18 protein-coding genes and 1 riboswitch are annotated in these 21,500 nt (G+C 68.5%); of the genes, 6 read left to right on the plus strand and 12 right to left on the minus strand.

What is annotated here, in order from left to right; all coding sequences use genetic code 11:
- Nucleotides 1-251: 251 nt before the first annotated feature.
- The 4 genes from nosR (at nucleotide 252) to ACG0Z3_RS11185 (ending at nucleotide 4,902) form a co-directional block, all read left to right on the plus strand.
- Nucleotides 252-1,568 carry a response regulator c-di-GMP phosphodiesterase, NosR family gene (gene nosR / locus ACG0Z3_RS11170; protein ID WP_394397572.1) on the plus strand — a complete coding sequence of 439 codons (1,317 nt, stop codon included), beginning with the start codon at nucleotides 252-254 and terminating at the stop codon, nucleotides 1,566-1,568.
- A complete protein-coding gene (locus tag ACG0Z3_RS11175) occupies nucleotides 1,565-2,128 on the plus strand; it encodes a response regulator (protein WP_394397573.1) in 564 nt (187 codons plus the stop codon). Before nosR ends, ACG0Z3_RS11175 begins: the two co-directional genes overlap by 4 nt.
- Nucleotides 2,125-4,233, plus strand: coding sequence for an ATP-binding protein (locus ACG0Z3_RS11180; protein ID WP_394397574.1), 2,109 nt, complete (start codon nucleotides 2,125-2,127; stop codon nucleotides 4,231-4,233). Before ACG0Z3_RS11175 ends, ACG0Z3_RS11180 begins: the two co-directional genes overlap by 4 nt.
- 63 nt (nucleotides 4,234-4,296) lie before the next feature.
- Entirely contained in the window at nucleotides 4,297-4,902 is a 606-nt protein-coding gene (locus ACG0Z3_RS11185; protein WP_394397575.1) for a 3'-5' exonuclease, read from the plus strand.
- On the opposite strand, the gene ACG0Z3_RS11190 is transcribed toward ACG0Z3_RS11185, so the two are convergent.
- The 5 genes from ACG0Z3_RS11190 to thiC are packed head-to-tail and all read right to left on the minus strand — an operon-like array spanning nucleotide 4,875 to nucleotide 10,290.
- Entirely contained in the window at nucleotides 4,875-6,422 is a 1,548-nt protein-coding gene (locus ACG0Z3_RS11190) for a PfkB family carbohydrate kinase (protein WP_394397576.1), read from the minus strand. The two genes, ACG0Z3_RS11185 and ACG0Z3_RS11190, sit on opposite strands and share 28 nt — an antisense overlap.
- Complete coding sequence (locus ACG0Z3_RS11195; protein ID WP_394397577.1) at nucleotides 6,419-7,207, minus strand: thiazole synthase; 789 nt, start codon at nucleotides 7,205-7,207, stop codon at nucleotides 6,419-6,421. The genes ACG0Z3_RS11190 and ACG0Z3_RS11195 overlap by 4 nt, the downstream gene beginning before the upstream one ends.
- Before the next feature lie 2 nt (nucleotides 7,208-7,209).
- Entirely contained in the window at nucleotides 7,210-7,413 is a 204-nt protein-coding gene (gene thiS / locus ACG0Z3_RS11200) for a sulfur carrier protein ThiS (RefSeq protein ID WP_394397578.1), read from the minus strand.
- On the minus strand, nucleotides 7,406-8,404 hold the full coding sequence (locus tag ACG0Z3_RS11205) for an FAD-dependent oxidoreductase (RefSeq protein WP_394397579.1): 999 nt from the start codon (nucleotides 8,402-8,404) through the stop codon (nucleotides 7,406-7,408). The genes thiS and ACG0Z3_RS11205 overlap by 8 nt, the downstream gene beginning before the upstream one ends.
- Nucleotides 8,405-8,406: 2 nt before the next feature.
- Nucleotides 8,407-10,290, minus strand: coding sequence for a phosphomethylpyrimidine synthase ThiC (gene thiC / locus ACG0Z3_RS11210; protein WP_394397580.1), 1,884 nt, complete (start codon nucleotides 10,288-10,290; stop codon nucleotides 8,407-8,409).
- 95 nt (nucleotides 10,291-10,385) lie between these two features.
- Nucleotides 10,386-10,509: riboswitch (TPP riboswitch) on the minus strand.
- Nucleotides 10,510-10,566: 57 nt separating this feature from the next.
- Between thiC and ACG0Z3_RS11215 the strand changes: the two genes are divergently transcribed.
- Complete coding sequence (locus ACG0Z3_RS11215) at nucleotides 10,567-11,706, plus strand: hypothetical protein (protein WP_394397581.1); 1,140 nt, start codon at nucleotides 10,567-10,569, stop codon at nucleotides 11,704-11,706.
- A 74-nt stretch (nucleotides 11,707-11,780) separates the two neighbouring features.
- Here the strand turns inward: ACG0Z3_RS11215 and ACG0Z3_RS11220 are convergent, their stop codons facing one another.
- The 4 genes from ACG0Z3_RS11220 to ACG0Z3_RS11235 form a co-directional block, all read right to left on the minus strand.
- Nucleotides 11,781-15,023 carry an efflux RND transporter permease subunit gene (locus ACG0Z3_RS11220; protein ID WP_394397582.1) on the minus strand — a complete coding sequence of 1,081 codons (3,243 nt, stop codon included), beginning with the start codon at nucleotides 15,021-15,023 and terminating at the stop codon, nucleotides 11,781-11,783.
- Nucleotides 15,024-15,033: 10 nt separating this feature from the next.
- Nucleotides 15,034-16,197: an efflux RND transporter periplasmic adaptor subunit gene (locus ACG0Z3_RS11225; RefSeq protein WP_394397583.1), complete on the minus strand. Its 1,164-nt coding sequence runs from the start codon at nucleotides 16,195-16,197 to the stop codon at nucleotides 15,034-15,036.
- 201 nt (nucleotides 16,198-16,398) lie between these two features.
- Nucleotides 16,399-17,496, minus strand: a complete 1,098-nt coding sequence (gene aroC / locus ACG0Z3_RS11230) for a chorismate synthase (protein WP_394397584.1) — start codon at nucleotides 17,494-17,496, stop codon at nucleotides 16,399-16,401.
- A 70-nt stretch (nucleotides 17,497-17,566) separates the two neighbouring features.
- On the minus strand, nucleotides 17,567-18,034 hold the full coding sequence (locus ACG0Z3_RS11235) for a CBS domain-containing protein (protein ID WP_394397585.1): 468 nt from the start codon (nucleotides 18,032-18,034) through the stop codon (nucleotides 17,567-17,569).
- 109 nt (nucleotides 18,035-18,143) lie between these two features.
- Here ACG0Z3_RS11235 and ACG0Z3_RS11240 point away from each other — a divergent pair, with 109 nt between their 5' ends.
- On the plus strand, nucleotides 18,144-18,452 hold the full coding sequence (locus ACG0Z3_RS11240; RefSeq protein WP_394397586.1) for an Mpo1-like protein: 309 nt from the start codon (nucleotides 18,144-18,146) through the stop codon (nucleotides 18,450-18,452).
- On the opposite strand, the gene ACG0Z3_RS11245 is transcribed toward ACG0Z3_RS11240, so the two are convergent.
- From ACG0Z3_RS11245 to kbl, 3 genes are read right to left on the minus strand one after another with little or no spacing between them, the layout of a single operon-like run.
- A complete protein-coding gene (locus tag ACG0Z3_RS11245) occupies nucleotides 18,449-19,243 on the minus strand; it encodes a MipA/OmpV family protein (RefSeq protein WP_394397587.1) in 795 nt (264 codons plus the stop codon). The genes ACG0Z3_RS11240 and ACG0Z3_RS11245 overlap by 4 nt on opposite strands.
- A gap of 34 nt (nucleotides 19,244-19,277) precedes the next feature.
- On the minus strand, nucleotides 19,278-20,237 hold the full coding sequence (locus ACG0Z3_RS11250; protein ID WP_394397588.1) for an NAD-dependent epimerase/dehydratase family protein: 960 nt from the start codon (nucleotides 20,235-20,237) through the stop codon (nucleotides 19,278-19,280).
- Complete coding sequence (gene kbl / locus ACG0Z3_RS11255; RefSeq protein WP_394397589.1) at nucleotides 20,234-21,430, minus strand: glycine C-acetyltransferase; 1,197 nt, start codon at nucleotides 21,428-21,430, stop codon at nucleotides 20,234-20,236. Before kbl ends, ACG0Z3_RS11250 begins: the two co-directional genes overlap by 4 nt.
- Nucleotides 21,431-21,500 lie beyond the last annotated feature (70 nt).

Below are 21,500 nucleotides of genomic sequence, written 5' to 3' on the forward strand. Positions count from 1 at the left end.
ACCCGCTGACACGTGACATCTGACAACCGCGCGGGTGATGGCGGCGGATAAGCTCGCCTCATCCCAGCCATGCGCATGTCGTGCATGCGTGGTCCGCTTGCGCACCTGGCCGTGTGGCCCGCGCGGGCCCAGGCGCCATCACCAAGGTCTTGGATGGGCTGCTACCGTCTGACGTGAACCCACGGGTCCGCACGACAGACGGGGCGATTCACTTCTTTCTCAACGGCCAAGCCAGCCACAGGGAGAACCGCATGGAATCGACGGCCTCTGATCCACCGGTCGTTCTGTTCGTTGACGACGAGCCGTCCATCCTGAGCGCACTGCGCCGGCTGTTTCGTCCGCAGGGCTATCGCATCCTGCTGGCCGAGAGCGGCGCAGCGGGACTGGATCTGCTGCGCAAGGAGAACGTCGATCTCGTGGTCTCCGACATGCGAATGCCGGAGATGGACGGTGCGACCTTGCTGGAGAAGGTGCGTGAGGGCTGGCCCGCGGTCGGCCGCATCCTGCTGACCGGCTACGCCGACATCGGCTCCACCGTCGCGGCGATCAACCGCGGCCAGATCCACCGCTACGTCGCCAAGCCATGGGATGACCGCGAGCTCGTGTTATGCGTTCAGGACGGGCTGGAGCGCCGCCGGCTGGAGCAAGAGAACAAGGCGCTGCTTCGCCTCACCCGGGAGCAGAACGACCAGCTCCAGACCCTGAACACCAGCCTCACCGAACGGGTGAAGGCGCGAACGGCAGAACTCGAGCAGGTCAACGCCATGCTGGAGACCTCGTTCGCCCAGGTTCAAGAGAACTTCCTGCTGTCGATCAACGTCTTCGCAGGGCTTGTCGAACTGCGGTCCAGCGGCCTGGCCGGCTATTCACGCCAGGTGGCAGACCTTGCCCGGCGCACGGCGCGCCGCATGAACGGCGGGGCCATGCTGGAAGAGGATGTCTACATCGCCGGCCTGCTGCACGAGATCGGCAAGATTGGCTTCCCGGACAGCCTGTTGCGCAAGCCACTGTCGGCCATGTCCAGCGACGAAGTGGCCCTGTACCGGCGCCACACCCTCCACGGGGAGGCCGCGCTGCTGCCGCTGGCGCGGCTTCAGCGTGTTGCGCGCTTCGTGCGCAACCATCATGAGCGCATCGACGGCAAGGGGTTCCCTGATGGTGTCAGCGGTGAGGCGGTGCCGCTCGGCGCCCAGATCCTCAGCGTGTCCAGCGACTATCACTCGGCGCAATCGGGGCGGTTGTCCCTCAAGCGCTATTCCCCCGCCGAGGCCCAAGCGCTGATACGGGGAGGCGCCGGCACTCGCTACGAAATCGCCGTCGTCGAGGCATTTGAGCTGGCGCTCGGCGACGAACCGACCGACAAGCCGCAGGACCGTGAGTTGCAAGCCCACGAGGTCATGCCCGGCATGGTGTTGTCCAGGGACTTGCTGTCGCCGCAAGGGACGCTGCTGCTCGCTGCGGGCTTCGTGTTCGACGTGCGCGTCGTGAAACAGCTGCGCGAGTTTGCCGGCCGAGAGGGAGTGAGACTGCGGATCTTCGTCAAGCTGGCGGACGAGGGGCACCCATGAGCAGGCGCATTCTCCTCGTCGATGACGAACCCCATATCCTGGCGTCGCTCCAGCGCCTGATGCGCAACGGGCTCAGGGACGCGGGCGGCGAGCGCTACCAGGTGGAGGGCTTCACCGATGCCATGACGGCCTTGGCCCGGGCACGGGAATGCGCATTCGCCTTGGTCGTCTCGGACCAGCGCATGCCGGCGATGACGGGCGTCGAATTCCTCAAGGAGCTGCGCCAGGTCCAGCCCGACTGCGGCCGCATCATCCTGTCTGGCTATGCGGACTTGAGCGCGTTGATGGCGGCCATCAACGAAGCCGCGATCGACCGCTTCATTTCCAAGCCCTGGACGGACTTCGAACTGCTCAGCGCCGTGCGCCAGGTGCTGCACATCAGAGAACTGATGCGCGAGAACCAGCGCCTGGCCGACCAGGTCAGAGCGCAACGGGGCCAGCTCAGCGCACAGGAGGCGGAGCTACGCCGGCTGGAACGCCTGGAGCCCGGCATCACCCATGTCAGGTGGGGCAGCGACGGTTCCTTCATCCTCGAAGACCCGGGCGAGGCAGTGCAATGAGCCGCGCGCCGCTGAACGACGATTTCCGGACGGCACTGCAGGCGGTAACCACGCCGACGCTCGTGCATGGCGCCGACCAGATCCATCTCGCCAACGCCGCGATGCAGCGGCTGCTCGGGTACTCGGAGGACGAGCTGAAGCGGATGTCGCCGCACGGTTGGGCTGCAGCCGAACATGCCGAGGAACTGAAGCGCTACGGGGAGCGTTGCCAAAGCGAGGACGGAGAACTGCCCGCCATCGAAATCGAGGCCAGCACCGGCAGTGGCGCGCGGCGCGTGCTGGAGATCAAAGGGCAGCGCGTCGTCCTGGGCGGCCACACCTATGTCGTGCTCAGCGGGCAGGACCTCAGCGACATCCGCCATGTACAGAACAGCCTGCTCGACATGGGCCGGGTGCTCACCCAGATTCTCGAGAACATCCCGGTTGCAACGTTCGTCATCGATCAATCGCACCGGGTGACGCATTGGAACTCCGCCTGCGCACAAACGACCGGCTGCCCAGCCGTCGACATGCTCGGCCGCGATGACGCCTGGCGCGCGTTCTACCCCCAGCCCCGGCCGCTGCTGGCGGACCTGATCGTGGACGGTCGCGTCCAGGAGGAGGGGGCGCAGTTGTATGGCGGGCGCTGCCACCCATCACCACACATCACCAACGCCTTCGAAGTCGAAAGCTTCTTCCCCGACTTCGGCGAAAACGGGTGCTGGCTCTTCTTCACGGCCGCCCCGATCATGGACATGCACGGCCAGTTGGTCGGCGCCATCGAGACGCTGCAGGACGTCACGCGACGGCATCAGGCGGAAGACGAGTTGCGTCGTCATCGCAACGAGCTGGAAAGCATGATTGCAGACCGCACCGCCGAACTGCTCAGCACGCACCATGAGCTGGAAGCCTTCCTGGAGAACGCGTCGGTCGGCATCATCGCGACGGCGAACCACCGTGTGCTGAGGGGCAACAAGAAGTTTGCCGAGATGTTCGAGCTTGCCGACATGTCGCCTCATGGGCTGGAGACGCGACGCCTGTTCAAGAGCGACGAGGATTTCATGGCCCTGGACCGAATCGCTCGCCCGGTGCTGTCCCAGGGGGAGTCCCTGCTGCACGAGATGGAGGTCTGTACGCTGACCGGGCATCGCCTGTGGGTCCAGATCATTGCCTACGTCTCCAACCCCTCGGAACCGACGGCGGGAACCTGGTGGCTGCTCCAGGATCGCACCGAGGTCCGTCGCGTCCAGCAGGAGCTGGAGCTGAACTACGAACGCATCAAGCAGACCAACACACGGCTTGCAGAAGCACAGAACCAGTTGCTCCAGTCCGAGAAGATGGCATCCATCGGCCAGCTCGCGGCGGGCGTTGCTCACGAGATCAACAACCCAATTGGCTTCGTCAGCTCCAACCTCGGCTCTCTGCGCGGCTACATCGAGCCCGTCTTCGGCCTCCTGGCGCTGCTCAAGCGGTTGCCGGCAAACACGCTGCCCGAAGCGCTGAACACCGAACTGGCGCGAGTCGACACGCTGGTGGATCTGGATTTCGTCCAGGAAGACATGCCCCAGCTGCTCAACGAGAGCGAAGAGGGCTTGTCGCGCGTGAAGAAGATCGTGCAAGACCTGAAGGACTTCTCTCGCGTCGATCACGCCGATTGGCAAGACGCCGACCTCAACGCCGGGCTGGACTCCACGCTCAACGTCGTCATGAACGAGGTCAAGTACAAGGCCGAAGTGCGCAAGAACTACGGGGCCCTGCCCCCGGTGCGCTGCATCGCCGCCCAGCTGAACCAGGTCTTCATGAACCTCATCGTCAACGCAGCCCACGCCATCCCGGAACGCGGCACGATCAGCCTGTCCACCCGGGCCGAAGAGGGCTGGGTCTGCATCGAAGTTGCCGATACCGGATCGGGCATGACCGACGAGGTCAAGCGCCGCATCTTCGAGCCCTTTTTCACGACCAAGCCCGTGGGCAAAGGCACGGGGCTGGGCCTGTCACTGTCGTTCTCCATCGTGCAGAAGCATGGCGGCCGTCTCGAGGTGGATTCCGAGCCCGGCGTTGGCACGCGCTTTCTCGTCTGGATTCCGATCGCGGGCGACGCCGGCAAGCGCTCGGACTCTCAATAACGGGCGCACGCAGGTCAGCGGCCGGTCCACCGGCATGCGCTGCGGGGCGGCCATACTGTGCCGATGCAACCCAGACCTGCGCTGCCCCGCCCCACCCCCGAGCAGATCGCCATGCTGCCGCCCTACCCGGCCCTGCTGCCGGCCCGCATCCATCTGCTGAAAACGACCGATCAGCTGGCCGCCGCCGAACAGGCCTTGCGCGCCGCACGGCACGTGGGCTTCGACACCGAGAGCAAGCCCACCTTCGTGGCCGGCCAGGCGCAGACCGGGCCCGAGGTCATCCAGTTCGCCACGGCCACCGACGCCTTCATCGTGCAGACAGCCACGCCCGGTGTCGTCCCCTTTCTGCAGGCCATGATCGAGTCGGACGAGGTCATCAAGGTCGGCTTTGGCCTGGCCTCGGACCGGCCGCAGATCCAGCGCAGGCTGGGGCTGACGCTGGGCCGCTCCATTGACGTGTCGCAGCTGGTGAAGCGGCTGGGCTTCAAGGACGCGGTCGGCCTGAAGGTCGCCGTGGCGGTCGTGCTGGGTCAGCGCTTCGCCAAGTCCAAGAAGGCCACCACGTCCAACTGGGCCAATGCAACGCTGACACCGCAGCAGCTGCAATACGCAGCCAACGATGCACACGCGTCGCTGCTGGTCTACAAGGCGCTGAGCGAAGGCGGCTGATCCAGCGACGGATGCGGCCAGCCTGGCTCGGGCGTCAAGGGCATGGCCACGCCGCGGCGCCAGGCGGCCTGCCAGTCCTGCACAGGCTGCGCCTTGAGGCCGCGCACCACACAACCGGCCGCCGCCCCCGCCGCAGCGATCTGCGTCAGCTGCACCGGCGCCGTCGCGCCGCCGATGCCGACGACCGGCAGCGGCGACATCGCTGCCCACCAGGCCAGGTTATCCAGCCCCTGCGGCCGCCACGGCATGTCCTTGGTGAGCGTGGGCCATACCGGGCCGCAGGCCACGTAGTCGGGCGCCCACGCCACGGCGCGGGCCAGCTCCCACAGGCTGTGCGAGCTCAGGCCCAGCCGCAGGCCACGCGCGCGGGCCTGGGCGAGATCGGCGCGGTCATCGGCTGCCAGCGCCAGCAGGTCTTCCTGCCCTAGGTGCACGAAGTCCACCCCCAACGCCAGCGCGGCGCGCCAGTGGTCGTTGACGATGAAGGTTGCGCCGTGCCGGCGCGCGGCATCGCGCGCGGGCTGCACCTCAGCGGCCAGGCGGGTGTGCCAGGCGGCGCCGCTCTCGCCGTCGGCGCGCTTGAGGCGCAGTTGCACGGCCCGGAGCCCGGCGTCGAACAGCGCTACCGCCTGCGCGCCACTGTCGGCGATGCCGTAGACGCCTTCCACGGCGGGCGGGCCGTCCAGCCGGGGGGGCCAGGCAGCCGGCGGGGTGTCGAACAGCGCGGGCAACAAGCTCGCGTCGGTGATGAAGCCTGCCGACGGCCGCACCGGGCCGGCGCCCGCGCCAGGGGTTGCACTGGACAGCAAACCTGACGTGGTCGCCATCTTGGCCAGCACGGCCGCGTCGGCCGGCACGAAGCCCCGCGCCAGTGCGGCCGCCAGCGCCGTCGCGAAGCAGCAGCCGGTGCCGTGGTTGTTGCGCGCGTCGCGGCGGGGCAGCGCCAGCCAGCCGCTGGCCTGCGTGCTGTGCAGCCAGTCCAGCGCCAGCGGGCCGGCCTCGTCGCCGCCGGTAATGCAGACGGTCTCCACGCCCAGCCGCAGGGCTTGCTGCGGTGCGCTGCCCTCGCCCACCAGCCGCGCGGCCTCGCGGCGATTGGGCGTGACGACCGTGGCGCGCGGCAACAACTCGTCGCGGTAGGCCCGCAGCAGGTCGTCGTCGGCAAAGCTGGCGCCGGTGGAGGCGCGCAGCACTGGGTCCACCACCAGCGCCACGGGGCCACGCTCGCGCAGCCGGTCAACCCAGCGCGTCACGATGCGCAGCTGCGCCACGCCGCCCAGCAGGCCGGTCTTGATGACGGCCGGGGGCAGGTCTTGCGCGAGTGCGGCAAGCTGAGCGTCCAGCTGCGCGGGCGCCACCGGAAAGACGGCCTGCACGACCACACTGTTCTGCGCCGTCAGCGCCGTCGCCACCGGGCACAAGGGCAGCGCAAAGGCATCCGCCGCTCGCTGGTCGGCCGACAGCCCCGCGCCGCCGCCGCTGTCCAGGCCGGCAATGCTCCAGAGGATCGGTGCCGTCATGGGATCAGCACCGGCCTGCCGCCCACCGGCGTGCTGGCCACCGCCATGTCCTGTTTTGCCATCACGCCGGCCTCGAAGCCCAGCCGCCCCGCCTGGATGGCCAGGCCGAAGGCGGTGGCCATGGGCACGGGGTCGCCGGCCTGCGCGACGGCGGAGTTCAGCAGCACGCCGTCCAAGCCGAGCTCCATCGCCTGCGCCGCATGCGACGGCGCGCCGATGCCGGCGTCCACGATCAGCGGCACGCCCGGCAGCCGTTCGCGCAGCGTGCGCAGCGCGAAGGGATTGATCAGCCCCTGGCCCGAGCCGATGGGCGCGCCCCAGGGCATCAGCAGCTCGCAGCCCACGTCCAGCAGGCGGCGGCAGGTGACAAGGTCGTCGGTGCAGTAGGGGAAAACGTCGAAGCCATCCTTCACCAGCGCCTCGGCCGCATGGACCAGCTCCCACGGGTCAGGCTGCAGCGTGTACTCGTCGCCGACGACTTCGAGCTTGATCCACGTCGTGCCGTAGAGCTCGCGCGCCATGTGGGCGAGCGTGACAGCCTCGCGCGCCGTGCGGCAGCCGGCCGTGTTGGGCAGCAGGTGGCCGCCGAGCTCGCGCAGCGTGTCGCGGATGGCGGCGACGAAGCCGTTGTCACCGGCGGCCGCCAGCGTGCGCTTCAAGCCCACGGTCACCACCTGGGCACCGCTGGCGTGCAGGGCCTGGCGCATCACGTCGGGCGAGGGATAGCCGGCGGTGCCGAGCAAAAAGCGGCTGTGCAGCGCGCGACCGTAGAGAGTCCAGGACATGCTTATCCGCCTGTGATGGGTTGAATGAGGGTGAGCGCGTCACCGGGCTGGATCAGCGTGGCGGCACGCTGGCCGCGCGGCACGAAGCAGCCGTTCAGTGCCGTGGCGACGGCGTCGGCCGCCCAGCCCTGCTCGGCCAGCAGCGCGGCAACGCTCAAGCCCTCGCGCCAAGGCTGGGCATGCTGGTTCAGCGTGAACTCAGACATGGTCCAGCACCTGTTCTGCCAGCGCCGGCGCCAGCAGCCAGCCGTGGCGGAAAAGGCCGTTGATGCGCAGCAGGCCGGGCTCGCGCGCCAGGTGCGGCTGGTGGTCCGGCAACGCGGGGCGCAGGTTCGTCTCCATATGCACGATGCGCGCCTCGGCCAGGCCCGGCAGCACGCTGTGCGCGGCCGACAGCAGCTCCACGGCGCTGCGCAGGCTGACCGGCGAGCGGTCCTCGCTCTCCACCTCCGACGCGCCGACGACGATGATGTCGCCCGGGCGCGGCACGAGGTAGACGCGGTGCCGCGGGTGCAGCAGCCTCACCGGATGGTGCAGCGCAACGCCGGGCGCGTGTAGCCACAGGACTTCCCCACGCACGCCACGCAGCGCGGCCAGGTCGGGCTGGGCACCGAGGCCGCGGGTGTCGATGACGAGGTCGGCATCCAGCCACTGGCCGTCGTCCAGTTCCAGCCGCCGGGGCCGCACGCAGGTCGCGCGGCGACCCCAGAACCAGTCGACGTCCGGTGCCTGCCGGGCCAGCGCCTGCAGCAGCTCATGCGGCAGCAACTGGCCCTCGCCCGGCAGCAGCCAGGCCTTGAGGTCGGGCACCAGCGCCGGCTCTAGCGCGTGCAGCGCCGCGCGATCCAGCGGCTGCGGCCCGGCCGGCAGCCGGGACAGCACTCGCTGGGCGGCCCCAAGGTCGGGCCCATGGGCCAGCAGCAGACTGCCCGCCGTGCGCACCAGCGCGGGCTGGCCCAGCGCCTGCGCAATCGCGGGCCACAGGGCCAGCGAGCGCCAGCCGAGTGCGGCCACCTCGGCGCTGGCATGTTCGCGCTCGGCCAGCGGGCTCAGCATGCCCGCCGCCGTGAAGGCCGCGGCCCCAGGCTGGGCGGGGCCCTCCGCCGGGTCGACGACTGCCACGCGATGGCCCGCGCGCGCCAGCTGCCAGGCCAGCAGCCGGCCCATGACGCCGGCGCCTGCAATGACGACCTGCATGGTCAGGCCTGGGCGATGGGAATGTAGAACTCGCCGCCGCCGGCCCGGAACTCGGCTGACTTCTGCGCCATGCCGTCGGCCACCACGTCGGCGGCCTCCAGCCCCTGGGCCGCCGCGTACTCGCGCACGTCCTGCGTGATCTTCATCGAGCAGAACTTCGGCCCGCACATGGAGCAGAAATGCGCCTCCTTGGATGAGTCCTTGGGCAGCGTCTCGTCGTGGTAGTCACGCGCCGTGTCGGGATCCAGGCCGAGGGCGAACTGGTCCATCCAGCGGAACTCGAAGCGCGCCTTGCTCATCGCATCGTCACGCGCGCGGGCGCCGGGGTGGCCCTTGGCGATGTCGGCGGCGTGCGCGGCGATCTTGTAGGCGATGAGGCCCTGCTTCACGTCGTCGCGGTCGGGCAGGCCCAGGTGCTCTTTGGGCGTCACGTAGCACAGCATGGCCGTGCCCATCCAGCCGATCATGGCCGCGCCGATGGCCGAGGCGATGTGGTCGTAGCCCGGTGCGATGTCGATGGTCAGCGGGCCCAGCGTATAGAACGGCGCCTCATGGCAGTGCTTCAACTGCTCGTCCATGTTGGCCTGGATCAGGTGCAGGGGCACGTGGCCGGGGCCTTCGATCATGGTCTGCACGTCGTGCTTCCAGGCCACCTGCGTCAGCTCGCCCAGCGTGCGCAGCTCGGCGAACTGGGCCTCGTCGTTGGCGTCGGCGCTGCTGCCGGGACGCAGGCCGTCGCCCAGCGAGAAGGTCACGTCGTAGGCCTTCATGATCTCGCAGATCTCTTCGAAGTGTGTGTACAGGAAGTTCTCGCGGTGATGCGTGATGCACCACTTGGCGAGTATTGAGCCCCCTCGCGACACGATGCCCGTGCGGCGCTTCGTGGTGAGGTGAATGAACGGCAGCCGCAGGCCGGCGTGGATGGTGAAGTAGTCGACGCCCTGCTCCGCTTGCTCGATCAGCGTGTCGCGGAAGATGGCCCAGGTCAGGTCCTCGGCGACGCCGCCCACCTTCTCCAGCGCCTGGTAGATGGGCACGGTGCCGATGGGCACCGGGGAATTTCTAACGATCCAGTCGCGTGTCGTGTGGATGTTGCGGCCGGTGGAGAGGTCCATCACCGTGTCCGCGCCCCAGCGGATGCTCCACACCAGCTTCTCCACCTCTTCCTCGATGCTGGACGTGACGGCCGAGTTGCCGATGTTGGCGTTGACCTTGACGAGGAAATTGCGGCCGATGATGGTCGGCTCCAGCTCCGTGTGGTTGATGTTGGCCGGGATGACGGCACGGCCGCGCGCCACCTCGTCGCGGACGAACTCGGGCGTGATGAGGTCGGGGATGCGTGCGCCCATCGCGTTGCCGCGCAGGCGCTGCTCGCGCTCGGCATCGCCCAGGTAGTCGCGCATCCATTCGCGCTTGCCGTTCTCGCGCAGCGCGACGAATTCCATCTCGGGCGTGACGATGCCGCGGCGCGCGTAGTGCATCTGCGAGACATTGGCGCCAGGCTGGGCTCGGCGCGGCGGGCGCTGCAGCGCGGCGGCCTCGGCACGCAGCGCGGCGATGCGCTCGTTGTCCTCGTGCTTGCCACCGTCGTCCAGCGCAACGCGGATGCGGCCGGCGTAGGCCTCGGTATCCGCTCGGTCGGCGATCCAGCTGGAGCGGATGGGCGGCAGCCCGCGGCGCACGTCGATCTGTGCAACCGGGTCGGTGTAGGGGCCGGACGTGTCGTGCACGACGACGCGCTCGCCGTTGGTCAGCGCGATCTCGCGCATGGGCACGGCCACGTCGGCGCGGCGCCCGGTCACGTAGACCTTGCTCGATGCCGGGAAGGGCTCGCGCGTCAGCGACAGGCGCTCGGCGAGCGAGAGGGGGAATTGGGGGGCGTTCATCGCAGCGGTCTCCTGGAGCAGTTGATCAAGTGCTCCAAGGCCGCCTGCGGATGCGCCGGGACACCCACCCCATGTGTGGTGATGTCCATGGCACGCCGCGAGGCATGCGCTCTCCTTACGCCGGTACTAGCCGGTTCAAGTTCACGGGTTCGGTCATCGGTGACCGTCTCAGCGTCAAGGCCCGCCTTGCGGCGAACCCCGGCACCCCGGAGCGGCCGCGATTGTGCTTGCGAGGCCTCGTGCTTGGCAAGCCCGGCGCATGTCAGGATGCGCCCCATGAGTTCACCAGGGACACCTCATTGCGCAGCAACGCTGCCGGCTACGGCCACCTCGGCGCGGGAATGCCTGCGCCTACAACTGGGCGCGGTGCGCGCCTTCAGTCTGGCCCTGCTGACCCTGGCCGCGCTGCCGGTGCTGTGGGCGATTGCGGCGTGGCTGCCGCTGGCCCTGCTGGCCGCTGCGGCCGTGCTGGCGCTGCCCGCCGTGTGGTGGGCGCGACGCCGTGCACGGGCGGCGTTCTGGCCGTGGGCCAGGAGCGCGCTCACGTTGTACGGCGTGAGCGGCCTCCTCATCGCGGCACCGATCTACTACCTGGCCCTCGTCACGTCGCTGAAGCCGCCCATCCAGCCCCAGGTGGTACTGACCAATGGCAGCCGCACGCTGACCTTCCAGGGCATGATGCATGTGGGCACCGACGCCTTCTACCGTTCGGTTGTCTACGACGCGGGCAAGGCGCTGGTGGAAGGCGCGGTCATCTACTACGAGGGCGTGCTGCCCGACCCGCGCGCCGACGCCTGGCTGAACGAGACGCTGGGCACCGGCGCAGACCTGACCCGCGCCTACGAGCAACTGGCCTCGACCTGCGGCCTGGTCTTTCAGGCCCACTACTTCGAGCCACTGGAGATCGACAAGCGGCAGCACCCGGAGCGGCATGTGGCGGCGGACGTGTCGTCGCGGGCGCTGCAACAGGAGTTCGATCGGCTGCTGGCCACCGATGTGAGCTTCCTGGAAGCCATGCAGGACCGCGAGGCCAGCAGCAGCGTGCCCGGCATCGGCAACCGACAGCTGTCGGCCTTTGTGGCCTGGCAGCGGCGCGGCAACGAACGCCAGCAGGCGATTGCGGGCACCGTCTGCCGCGGCATGCTGACGCTGCTGCTGCGCCCGCGCAGCGCCAAGGCCCGGCCGCGTGATCCGTTCGACGCCGTGACCATCGACTTCCGCAATCGCCAACTGGTGCAGCGGCTGCTGGCCGACCGGCACGACAAGATCTTCCTCACCTACGGCTCGGCCCATCTGCCGGGCGTCTACGCGCTGCTGAAGCAGGCCGATGCGCGCTGGCGCGTGGAGTCGGTCAAGTGGATGCGCAGCGTGGCGCCGCCCGAGCACCTGAACGGCCGGCTCGACCTGGAGCCCTGAGCCGGCCTATCAAAAAGGGCCGGCCACTTGCGCGGCCGGCCCAAAGCGCTGAAGCGCTCGAGGGGATTCAGTCGTCAGTCCTTGCCGGCCGGCATCGCGCCCGGCATGCCGTGCAGCGGCAGCGCGGTGGCGCCCTGCTCTGCCGCCGGTTGGATGGCGGGCTTCTTGTCGCGCACGAGGTAGCTGTACAGCACCGGCACCACCACCAGCGTCAGCAGCGTCGACGTGATGACACCGCCGATGATGGCGCGACCCATGGGCGCCTGGATCTCGCCGCCGTCGTTCAGCGCGATGGCCATGGGCAGCATGCCGAACACCATGGCCGCCGTCGTCATGATGATGGGGCGCATGCGAATCAGCCCCGCCTCGCGCAGCGCCTCGGCCACCGTCGCGCCGGCCTTGCGGGCGTGGTTGGCGAAGTCGACGAGCAGGATGGCGTTCTTGGTGACCAGGCCCATCAGCATGACGAGGCCGATCATCGAGAACACGTTCAACGTCGAGCGCCACAGCAGCAGCGCCAGCATCACGCCGATCAGCGCCAGCGGCAGGCTGGCCATGATGGCGATGGGCTGCAGGAAGCTGCCGAACTGGCTGGCCAGCACGATGTAGATGAAGATGGCCGCCAGCGCCATGGCCGCCAGCAGGCCGTTGAAGGCCTCGGCCTGCTGCTTGCCGGCGCCGTCCACCTTGAAGCTGGTGCCCGGGGGCAGCTGGGTGTTCTTGATGAGCTTCTGCACGTCGGCATTCACATCACCGGCCGGGCGGCCCTGCACGCCGGCAAACACGGCCTCGCGGCGCTGCAGGTTCTCGCGGCGGATGACCTCCGGGTTGAACACCGGCTCAATGGTGGCCACCTGGTCCAACGTGATAGGCGCGCCCGTCGCCGAGAAGGCCACCGGCAGCTTGGCCATCTGCTCGATGCGCTCGCGCTGGTCGCGCGGCAGGCGCAGCAACACCTCGACCTGGTTGCCATCGGGCGTCGTCCAGTAGGTGGCGATCTCACCGTTGACGTAAGCTCGCAGGGACGAGGCCACCTGCGGGGCCGTCAGGCCCAGCTCGCGAATGGCCGAGTCCTTCAACCGCACGGCGAAGGCTGGCAGGCCGGGCTTGACGGTAGTGTCCACGTCCACCGCGCCCGGGACCTTCTTGATGTTCTCGACGAGGTCCTTGGCGGCCTGCGTCAGCACCTCGGGGTCACTGCCCAGCAGCGTGATCCAGATCGGCCGGTCGAAGCCCACACTGACCTCCACGCCGGGTATCTTGGCGATGTCGGCGCGGATGGCGTCCTCGATCTCCTTCTGCGTGCGGCGGCGCTCCTTGCGGTCGGTCAGCGTGACGTTCAGCGAGGCTTGGTTGCGGCCGGTGGCCATGCCCTCCCCGGTGCTGCCCACGACGGTGGAAACGGTCTTGATCTCGGGGTAGGCCTTGAGCAGTTCCTCGATCTGCGCGACCTTGGCACTGCCGCGCTCGATGCTGCTGGCCACCGGCATGCGCAGGTTGACCTGCGTGAAACCGTTGTCGGTCTGCGGCACGAACTCGCTGCCCACCATCGGCGCCAGCGCGAGGGCGGCGACAAAGCTGGCGAAGGCGCCCCACATCACCAGGCCGCGCGGCGTCAGCGTGGCCAAGCGCAGCACACGCTTGGCGGCCTTGTCGCGCTGGCCGTCCGCGCTGAACGGATGGCCGTAGGCAGGGATGGGCGGCACGAACACGCGGTAGCGGCGGCCTGAGAAGGCCCAGTCAATGGTGCGGGCGTAGCCGTCGTGCAGCCGGTCCATCGCCCAGTCGGTCGTGCGGATGAGGTGGCCGATGACGGGCCACTGCTTGATGTGCGTGCTCGGCGGGTCCTGCCAGACGGAGGACAGCATGGGGTCCAACGTGAAGCTGACGAACAGGCTGACCAGCACAGCCACCGCCACGGTGATGCCAAAGGGGTAGAAGAACTTGCCGATGATGCCGCCCATGAAGGCGACCGGCACGAACACGGCACAGATGGCAAACGTCGTCGCCATGACGGCCAGGCCAATCTCGTTGGTGCCGTCGAAGGACGCTGTGCGGTGGTCCTTGCCCATGCCGACATGGCGCACGATGTTCTCGCGCACGACGATGGCGTCGTCGATCAGCAGGCCGATGCACAGCGACAGCGCCATCATCGTCATGAAGTTCAGCGTGAAGCCGAAGGCATGCACGGCGATGAAGCTAGAGATGACGGCGATGGGCAGCGTCAGACCCGTGATGATGGTGGAGCGCCAGCTGTGCAGGAACAGGAAGACGATGGCCACCGTCAGCAGCGCGCCTTCGATCAGCGTGTGACGCAGTCCATCCAGCGATCCCTTCACGAAGTCGCTGCTGGCGTAGATCAGGCGCAGCTCCACGTCCTTGGGCAGCACCTTGCGCAGTTCCTCCATGCTCTCCTTGATGGCGTCGCCGGTCTTGACGATATTGGCGTCCTGCTGTTTGAAGACGTTGAAGCTCACTGCCGGCTGGCCGTTGATGCGGGCGATGCTGTCCTGCTCGCGCTCGCGCTCCACGAGCGTGCCGAGGTCGTTCAGCGTCAGCGCCAGGTTGCCGCGGCGGGCCACCACCATGTGGCCGAAGGCCTTGGGGTCCTTCACGCGGCCTTCCACGCGCAGGATGGCGTCGCTGGTCTGGTCGGACAGCAGGCCCACCGGCTGGTCGGCATTGGCCTCGGCCAGCGCCTTGGCGATCTCGGCCGGCGTCACGCCATAGGCGCGCAGGCGCATGGGGTCGAGGTCAATGCGCACCTCGCGGGTCGTCATGCCGCCCACGTCCACCTTGGCCACGCCTTCCACGCGGCCCAGGCGCTTGGCAACGATGAGGTCGGCCATCATGGACAGCTCGCGCGAACCGCGCGTCGGGCTCAGCAGCGCCATGACGACGACGGGCTGCGCGTTGTCGTTCTCGAAGCGCTGCACCGTCGGCGGCTTGGCATCACGCGGGAAGCGCGCCTGCGCGGCGGCCACGCGGTCGCGCAGGTCCTGCATCGCGCGGCCCATGTCGGCGTTCAGCGAGAACTCGACGCTGGCCTGCACACGGCCCTCGAAGCTGCGCGACTGGATGCGCTCCACGCCGGCAATGGTGTTCAGCGCCTCTTCCAGCGGCTTGGCGATCTCGCGCTCCACGGCCTCGGGCGAGGCGCCGGGGTAGCGCACGTCCACCGACGCTCCGGGGAAGGAGATGTCGGGCATCTGCTCAACACCCAGGCGCGAGTAGGCAAACAAGCCCAGCACGCACAGCGCGACCATCACCATGGTCGCGAAGACCGGGTTCTGGATGGAAACACGGGTCATCCACATGGCGCGTCCCTCACTGCTTCACCGGGGCCGAAGCGCCGGCACTGGCCAATCGTGCGGCCTTGACGGCCACCACGCGCGCCGGGTCGCCCTCGCGCAGGTTGTCGAAGCGGGCGGCCAGCACCAGGGCTTGCGGCGCGAGGCCGTTCAGAATCTCCACGCGCCCCTCGCGCACATCGCTGCGCCCGGTGGTGACGACGCGGCGCGCCAGCGTGCCGTTCTCTATCATCCAGACCTGCTCCTGGCCCGCATTGCGGCTGATGGCCGCCATCGGCACAGTCAGACGCTGCGTGTCGTCGGCCAGCACCACCTTGGCCACGGCGTACTGGCCGGCGCGGTAGAGCTCCTTGGGGTTGTCCAGCACCAGCGTCACGCCGATGGACCGCGTGCCCGGCTCAGCGCTGGGCGCGATGCGGGCGATCCTGGCCTCCACCGGCTGGTCCAGCCCCTCCACCTTGACCTGCACCGCCATGCCCGGCTGCAGGCGGCTCACTTCGTGCGTGCCCACCAGACCGGCCAGTTCCAGCTTGGCGAGATCGACGATGGTCAGGATCTGCTGTTCGGCGGCAAGCTTCTCGCCCGGCAGCGCATGGCGCTTGGCGACGATGCCGTTGATGGGCGCGACCAGCCCGGCCTGGCGCATCGTCACCTGGCTGGTGTCCAGCTGCGCCTTGGCCGCCAGCCAGTTGGCGCGGGCGGATTCATAGGCGGCGCGCGAGTTGTCCAGTGCCGTCTGGGCAATGAAGTTCTTGCTGGCCAGGCCCTCGTTGGCCTTGTAGCTGCGCTCGGCCTGCTCCATCTGCGCCCGCATGGCGTCGACGCTCGCGCCGCGTTCGGCGATGCGATAGCGCAACTCTTCCAGGTCCACCTGGCCCAGCGCCTGGCCGGCCTTCACGCGGCTGCCCTCGCTTACCGCCAGGTTCAGCAATGTGCCGTTGGACTTGGCGCGCACGACCACCGTGCCGGGCGCCACCAAGGGGCCGCTGAACTCGATCTGCGCCGGCATGGCCGTGACAACCGGCTTGACGACCTCGCTGGCGACGAACTCCAGCGCCGGCTTGGCCTTCTCGGCCGGCGGCTGCTGCGGGCCCTCGCCCTTGCTCGCCATGACCCCTACGCCTGCGCCGCTGACCAGCACGACCGCGGCAAGGGCACCCCACTTGAACGACTTGCGCATGACTCCCCCGAATAGCTCTCTGAAACAGACCTTTGCAGTCTAGAAACAGAGGCGCATCGGTGCAGTGCCGGAGTGACGAAACGCGGTTTGCAGGGGCTGAGCTGCACAAGGCCAATGCCGGGCCGGCTGGGCTTGGGCGCCCACGCCAGACACCGCCCGTGAGGCCGGGCGACGGTGCCCGCCCGGCGCTGGCGTTGCCGATCAGCGGCGCGCGGCGATGGGCGGCACGGGCAGCGCCACGTCCCCACACTGCGCGCGGTGGCGCAACGCGTGGTCCATCAGCACCAGGGCCAGCATGGCCTCGGCGATGGGCGTGGCACGGATACCCACGCAGGGGTCATGGCGGCCGAAGGTCTCGACCACTGACGGCTGGCCGGCGCGGTCGATGCTGGCCTTGGGACTGCGGATGGAGCTGGTGGGCTTGATGGCAATCTCGGCCACGAGGTCCTGGCCGGTGGAGATGCCGCCCAGCACGCCGCCGGCGTTGTTGCTGGCAAAGCCGTCCGGTGTGAGCTCGTCGCCGTGCTCGGTACCCTTCTGGGCGACGGACGCGAAGCCCGCGCCGATCTCCACGCCCTTGACGGCGTTGATGCCCATCAGTGCGTAGGCGATGTCGGCGTCCAGCTTGTCGAAAAGCGGCGCGCCCAGGCCCACGGGCACGTTCGTCGCCTCCACGCGAATGCGCGCGCCGACCGAGTCGCCGGCCTTGCGCAGCGCGTCCATATAAGCCTCCAGCTCGGCGATCTGGCCGGCGTTGGCCGCGAAGAAGGGGTTGTCGCCCACGTGCTGCCAGCCTTCGAAGGCGATCGGCACCTCGCCCAGCTGCGTCATGCAGCCGCGGAACTCGGTGCCGAACTTCTCGCGCAGCCACTTGCGGGCGACGGCCCCGGCACCCACCATCGGCGCCGTCAGCCGCGCCGACGAGCGGCCGCCGCCGCGCGGATCGCGTACACCGTACTTGCGCCAGTAGGTGTAGTCGGCATGGCCGGGGCGGAAGGTGTCGAGGATGTTGCCGTAGTCCTTGCTGCGCTGATCGGTGTTCTCGATCAACAGGCAGATGGGCGTGCCGGTCGTCATGCCCTCGTAGACGCCGGACAGGATCTTCACCGCATCGGGCTCGTTGCGCTGCGTGACGTGGCGGCTGGTGCCGGGGCGGCGGCGATCCAGCTCGGGCTGGATGTCGGCCTCGCTGAGGCTCATCCCGGGCGGGCAGCCGTCGATGACGCAGCCGATGGCCGGCCCGTGGCTTTCGCCGAAGTTGGTGACGCGGAAGAGTTCGCCGAAGGTGCTGCCTGACATAGCCTGCGATTTTAGGTGGCAGCGAAAAGCAAAAGCGGCCTCGCAAGGCCGCCTTCATGCGTTGCGAACTTCAGAGCTTGGGTTCGGCTTCCGCAGGGTTCTCTTCCACCGGCCAGTCGCGGATGTAGGCCTTGAGCATGCGGTTCTCGAAGTCCTGACTGTCCACCACGGCCTTGGCCACGTCGTAGAAGGAGATCACGCCCATCAGCGTGCGGCCGTTGAGCACCGGCATGTAGCGCGCGTGGCGGCCCAGCATCATGCGGCGCACCTCGTCGATTTCGGTCTCGGGCGTGCAGGTCAGCGGCGCGTCGTCCATGACCGTGCGCACGATGGTGGCGCCGACCTCGCCGCCGTTCTTCACCACGGCCTGGATGGCCTCGCGGAAAGTCAGCATGCCCACCAGGTCGCCGTGCTCCATGACGACCAGGGAACCGATGTCGCGCTCCGCCATGACGGCCAACGACGCCTTCAGGGGCTCGTCTGGCGAGACGGTGAACAGGGTGCCGCCTTTGACACGCAGAATATCGACGACTTTCATGGGAGGCCTCCGGGGAAATCTGCGGGCAACATAGCACACAAACCGCAACCGGCCACCCCATGAAATACAGCATGTGGCACCGGCAGCGGCCGCGCTTGAATGCGGGCTCATGAGCGCCGACCGCTTTCAACGCTTTGCCGATTTCTACCCGTTCTACCTGCGCGAGCACGGCGACCGGCGCAACCGGCGCCTGCATTTCGCGGGCTCCACGCTGGTGCTGGGCTGCCTGTGGCAACTGGGCTGGACGCGCCAGCCGCAATGGCTGCTGTGGGGTCTGCTGTGCGGCTACGGCTTTGCTTGGGTGGGGCACTTCTTCTTCGAGAAGAACCGCCCGGCGACGTTCAAGTACCCGCTGTACAGCCTGATGGGCGACTGGGTGATGTACGCCGACATCTGGCGCGGCAAGGTCAAGCTCTAGTTCCGCCAGGCCAGGCCGATCGCCACGGTCTGACTGTCCGTCTTCTGTACCAGCGGGCTGTCGGCCGCCGGCCCCAGCAAGCGGCTCCTACCTGCGGAGCCGAAGACGAACCAATGCTTGTCCAGCGCATGACGCACGCCGACGCCGACGTAGGCGTCGCGCAGCCCGGCGCCCGGCCGGTAGGCCGGCCGATCCGGCGTCGCCGCGAAGTCGGGCACCCCGAAGTAGCTGCGCAGGTTTTGCGCATTGCCACCGGTCAGGCCGATGCCACTGGACCACTCGGTGGAGTCGCTGCGGAAGAAGCGCCAGCCCAGGTCCAGGCTGCCAACCAGGCCGCCGCCGCGCCCCAGCGCATCTTGGGACAGCGACGCGCCAAGGTTCCAGTCGGGCGCCAGGCTGTAGTTCGCATAGACCCGCGCACGCAAGGTGCGCTTCACATCAGGCAGGCCGCGCGTGGTGTCCGCATCGCCACTGTCACGGCCACTGTCCACGCGCAGTGAGAGCCCGGCGCGCCAGCGGCCGCTCTCGACCAGCTGGGTGCTGGCACCCGGGCCGGCCCCGCCTCGGCCGAAGCCCAGCAGCGCACTGCCGCCGCCCGACGCAATGCGGACGCGGCCGAACTTGAGCGCCCAGACCGGCCGGATCTTGGCGGCGTACTGGCTGGCGCCGTCGTACTCGGGAGAAACCGACACGGAGGCCCCCAGCAGGTAACGCGCCTCGTCCTCCTGAGCGGCCTGCACCGGCAGCACCGAGGACGCAAGGGCTAGCAGGGCAAGCAGCTTGGGTGTCATAGGCCCAGCCTAGCAGGCCGCGGGAGGGTTCACCCTAGGCTGCGGGTGCCAATTCCCGGGCGAGATTGGCGAGCATGTCGTCCACCATCGCATCCAGGTCGTACTGCAGCGCCCAGCCCCAGTCGGCCTGGGCTGCGCCGTCGTCGATGCGCTGCGGCCAGCTGGCCGCGATGGCCTGGCGGAAGTCGGGCACGCAGTCCATCGTGAAGCCGGGGATGCGGCGGCGGATGCTGGCCGCGATCTGCTCAGGCGTGAAGCTCACGCCGGCCAGGTTGTAGCTGCCGCGCTGCTTCACGGCCTCGGCCGGCGCGTTCATAAGCTCCAGCGTGGCACGCAGCGCGTCAGCCATGTACATCATCGGCAGCGCCTGATCCTGCTGCAAGAAGCAGGTGTAGCGGCCTTGCTGGATGGCGGCATGAAAGATCTCCACGGCGTAGTCCGTCGTGCCGCCGCCGGGCGGCGTCTTCCAGCTGATGAGGCCGGGGTAGCGCAGGCTACGCACATCCACACCATGCTTGGCGTGGTACCAGGCGCACCAGCGCTCGCCGGCAAGCTTGGAGATGCCGTAGACGGTCGTCGGGTCCATCACTGTGGTCTGCGGCGTGTCCACGGCCGGCGTGTTGGGGCCGAAGGCCGCGATGGAGCTGGGCCAGAAGATCTTGTCCAGCTTCTCGTGGCGGGCCAGCTCCAGCACGTTGAGCAGGCCCTTCATGTTCAGGTCCCAGGCCCACATTGGGTGCTTCTCGCCGTTGGCCGACAGCGCGGCGGCCAGGTGGTAGATCTGCGTGATCTTGTGGCGCTTGACGATGGTGGTGAGCGCGCCGGCATCGGTCACGTCCAGCGCCTCGTGGGCCAGCGTGGGCAGGCGGCCGTTGGGAGCCAGGTCGCTGGTGATGACGGCGTCGTTGCCGTGCAGCCTGGCCAGCTCGCCGGCCAGCTCGGTGCCGATCTGTCCGTTGGCGCCGATGATGAGGATGCGGGTGGGCTTGCTCATTTCACCAGCCCCAGTTCGCGGCCAGCCTGCGCGAAGGCGGCGACGGCCTTCTCCAGGTGCTCACGCTCGTGCACCGCCGAGATCTGCACGCGGATGCGCGCCTGGCCCTTGGGCACCACGGGGAAGAAGAAGCCGACAGCGTAGATCCCCAGCTCCAGGATGCGCGCCGAGAGCTTCTGCGCCATCACCGCGTCGTAGACCATGATGGGCACGATGGGGTGGGTGCCGGGCTTGATCTCGAAACCAGCGGCTTGGATGGCGGCGCGGAAGTAGGCGGTGTTGGCTTCGAGCTTGTCGCGCAGTGCGGTCGAGCCTTCCAGCAGATCCAGCACGGCCAGCGACGCGCCGGCGATGCTGGGTGCCAGCGTGTTGCTGAAGAGATAGGGCCGCGAGCGCTGGCGCAGCAGCTCGATGACTTCCTTGCGGGCCGCCGTGAAGCCACCCGAGGCGCCGCCCAGCGCCTTGCCGAAGGTGCCGGTGATGATGTCGATCTTGCCGAACACGCCGCAGTGCTCGGGCGTGCCGCGGCCGGTCTTGCCCATGAAGCCGCTCGCGTGGCATTCGTCCACACCCAGCAGCGCACCGTACTGGTCGCACAGCGCGCGGATCTTGTCGAGCTGCGCGATGGTGCCGTCCATGCTGAACACGCCGTCGGTGAACACCAGCGTGTGGCGCGCGCCCTTGGCCTTCGCTTCCTGCAGGCAGCGCTCCAGGTCGGCCAGGTTGTTGTGCTCGTAGCGGTAGCGCTGCGCCTTGCACAGGCGGATGCCGTCGATGATGGACGCGTGGTTCAGCGCGTCGCTGATGATGGCGTCCTGTTCGCCCAGCAGCGGCTCGAACAGGCCGCCGTTGGCGTCGAAGGCGGCGGCGTACAGGATGGCGTCCTCACAGCCCACGAAGCGGGCGATGCGCTGCTCCAGTGTCTTGTGCAGGTCCTGCGTGCCGCAGATGAAGCGCACCGACGACAGGCCGAAGCCGTGCGTACGCAGCGCCTCATGCGCGGCCTCGATGACGGCCGGGTGCGACGACAGGCCCAGGTAGTTGTTGGCGCATAGGTTGATGACCTCGCGCCCCTCGGTCGTCTTCACGACGGCGCCCTGCGGCGTCGTCAGGATGCGCTCGGCCTTGTAGAGGCCGGCCGCGCGGATGCCGTCCAGCTCGGACTGCAGGTGTTGATAGAAGGCTTGGCTCATGGCGCAGCTCCTGATGCACAATTCGGTAAATTGAACGCGTTCGATATATCGAACTTGCGTGCAGTATCTG

The sequence above is a fragment of the Pelomonas margarita genome (assembly GCF_043555875.1).
Classification (GTDB): domain Bacteria; phylum Pseudomonadota; class Gammaproteobacteria; order Burkholderiales; family Burkholderiaceae_C; genus Pelomonas; species Pelomonas margarita.

What these genes read in the sequence shown, in the direction of transcription:
- ACG0Z3_RS11240 (WP_394397586.1), top strand. Translation starts at nt 18,144, where the DNA reads ATGAGCGCCGACCGCTTTCAACGCTTTGCCGATTTCTACCCGTTCTAC.
- ACG0Z3_RS11235 (WP_394397585.1), bottom strand. Translation starts at nt 18,034, where the DNA reads ATGAAAGTCGTCGATATTCTGCGTGTCAAAGGCGGCACCCTGTTCACC.
- ACG0Z3_RS11205 (WP_394397579.1), bottom strand. Translation starts at nt 8,404, where the DNA reads ATGCAGGTCGTCATTGCAGGCGCCGGCGTCATGGGCCGGCTGCTGGCC.
- ACG0Z3_RS11190 (WP_394397576.1), bottom strand. Translation starts at nt 6,422, where the DNA reads ATGACGGCACCGATCCTCTGGAGCATTGCCGGCCTGGACAGCGGCGGC.
- kbl (WP_394397589.1), bottom strand. Translation starts at nt 21,430, where the DNA reads ATGAGCCAAGCCTTCTATCAACACCTGCAGTCCGAGCTGGACGGCATC.
- ACG0Z3_RS11225 (WP_394397583.1), bottom strand. Translation starts at nt 16,197, where the DNA reads ATGCGCAAGTCGTTCAAGTGGGGTGCCCTTGCCGCGGTCGTGCTGGTC.
- ACG0Z3_RS11245 (WP_394397587.1), bottom strand. Translation starts at nt 19,243, where the DNA reads ATGACACCCAAGCTGCTTGCCCTGCTAGCCCTTGCGTCCTCGGTGCTG.
- ACG0Z3_RS11220 (WP_394397582.1), bottom strand. Translation starts at nt 15,023, where the DNA reads ATGTGGATGACCCGTGTTTCCATCCAGAACCCGGTCTTCGCGACCATG.
- ACG0Z3_RS11180 (WP_394397574.1), top strand. Translation starts at nt 2,125, where the DNA reads ATGAGCCGCGCGCCGCTGAACGACGATTTCCGGACGGCACTGCAGGCG.
- nosR (WP_394397572.1), top strand. Translation starts at nt 252, where the DNA reads ATGGAATCGACGGCCTCTGATCCACCGGTCGTTCTGTTCGTTGACGAC.
- ACG0Z3_RS11215 (WP_394397581.1), top strand. Translation starts at nt 10,567, where the DNA reads ATGAGTTCACCAGGGACACCTCATTGCGCAGCAACGCTGCCGGCTACG.
- ACG0Z3_RS11250 (WP_394397588.1), bottom strand. Translation starts at nt 20,237, where the DNA reads ATGAGCAAGCCCACCCGCATCCTCATCATCGGCGCCAACGGACAGATC.
- aroC (WP_394397584.1), bottom strand. Translation starts at nt 17,496, where the DNA reads ATGTCAGGCAGCACCTTCGGCGAACTCTTCCGCGTCACCAACTTCGGC.
- thiS (WP_394397578.1), bottom strand. Translation starts at nt 7,413, where the DNA reads ATGTCTGAGTTCACGCTGAACCAGCATGCCCAGCCTTGGCGCGAGGGC.
- ACG0Z3_RS11185 (WP_394397575.1), top strand. Translation starts at nt 4,297, where the DNA reads ATGCAACCCAGACCTGCGCTGCCCCGCCCCACCCCCGAGCAGATCGCC.
- ACG0Z3_RS11175 (WP_394397573.1), top strand. Translation starts at nt 1,565, where the DNA reads ATGAGCAGGCGCATTCTCCTCGTCGATGACGAACCCCATATCCTGGCG.
- thiC (WP_394397580.1), bottom strand. Translation starts at nt 10,290, where the DNA reads ATGAACGCCCCCCAATTCCCCCTCTCGCTCGCCGAGCGCCTGTCGCTG.
- ACG0Z3_RS11195 (WP_394397577.1), bottom strand. Translation starts at nt 7,207, where the DNA reads ATGTCCTGGACTCTCTACGGTCGCGCGCTGCACAGCCGCTTTTTGCTC.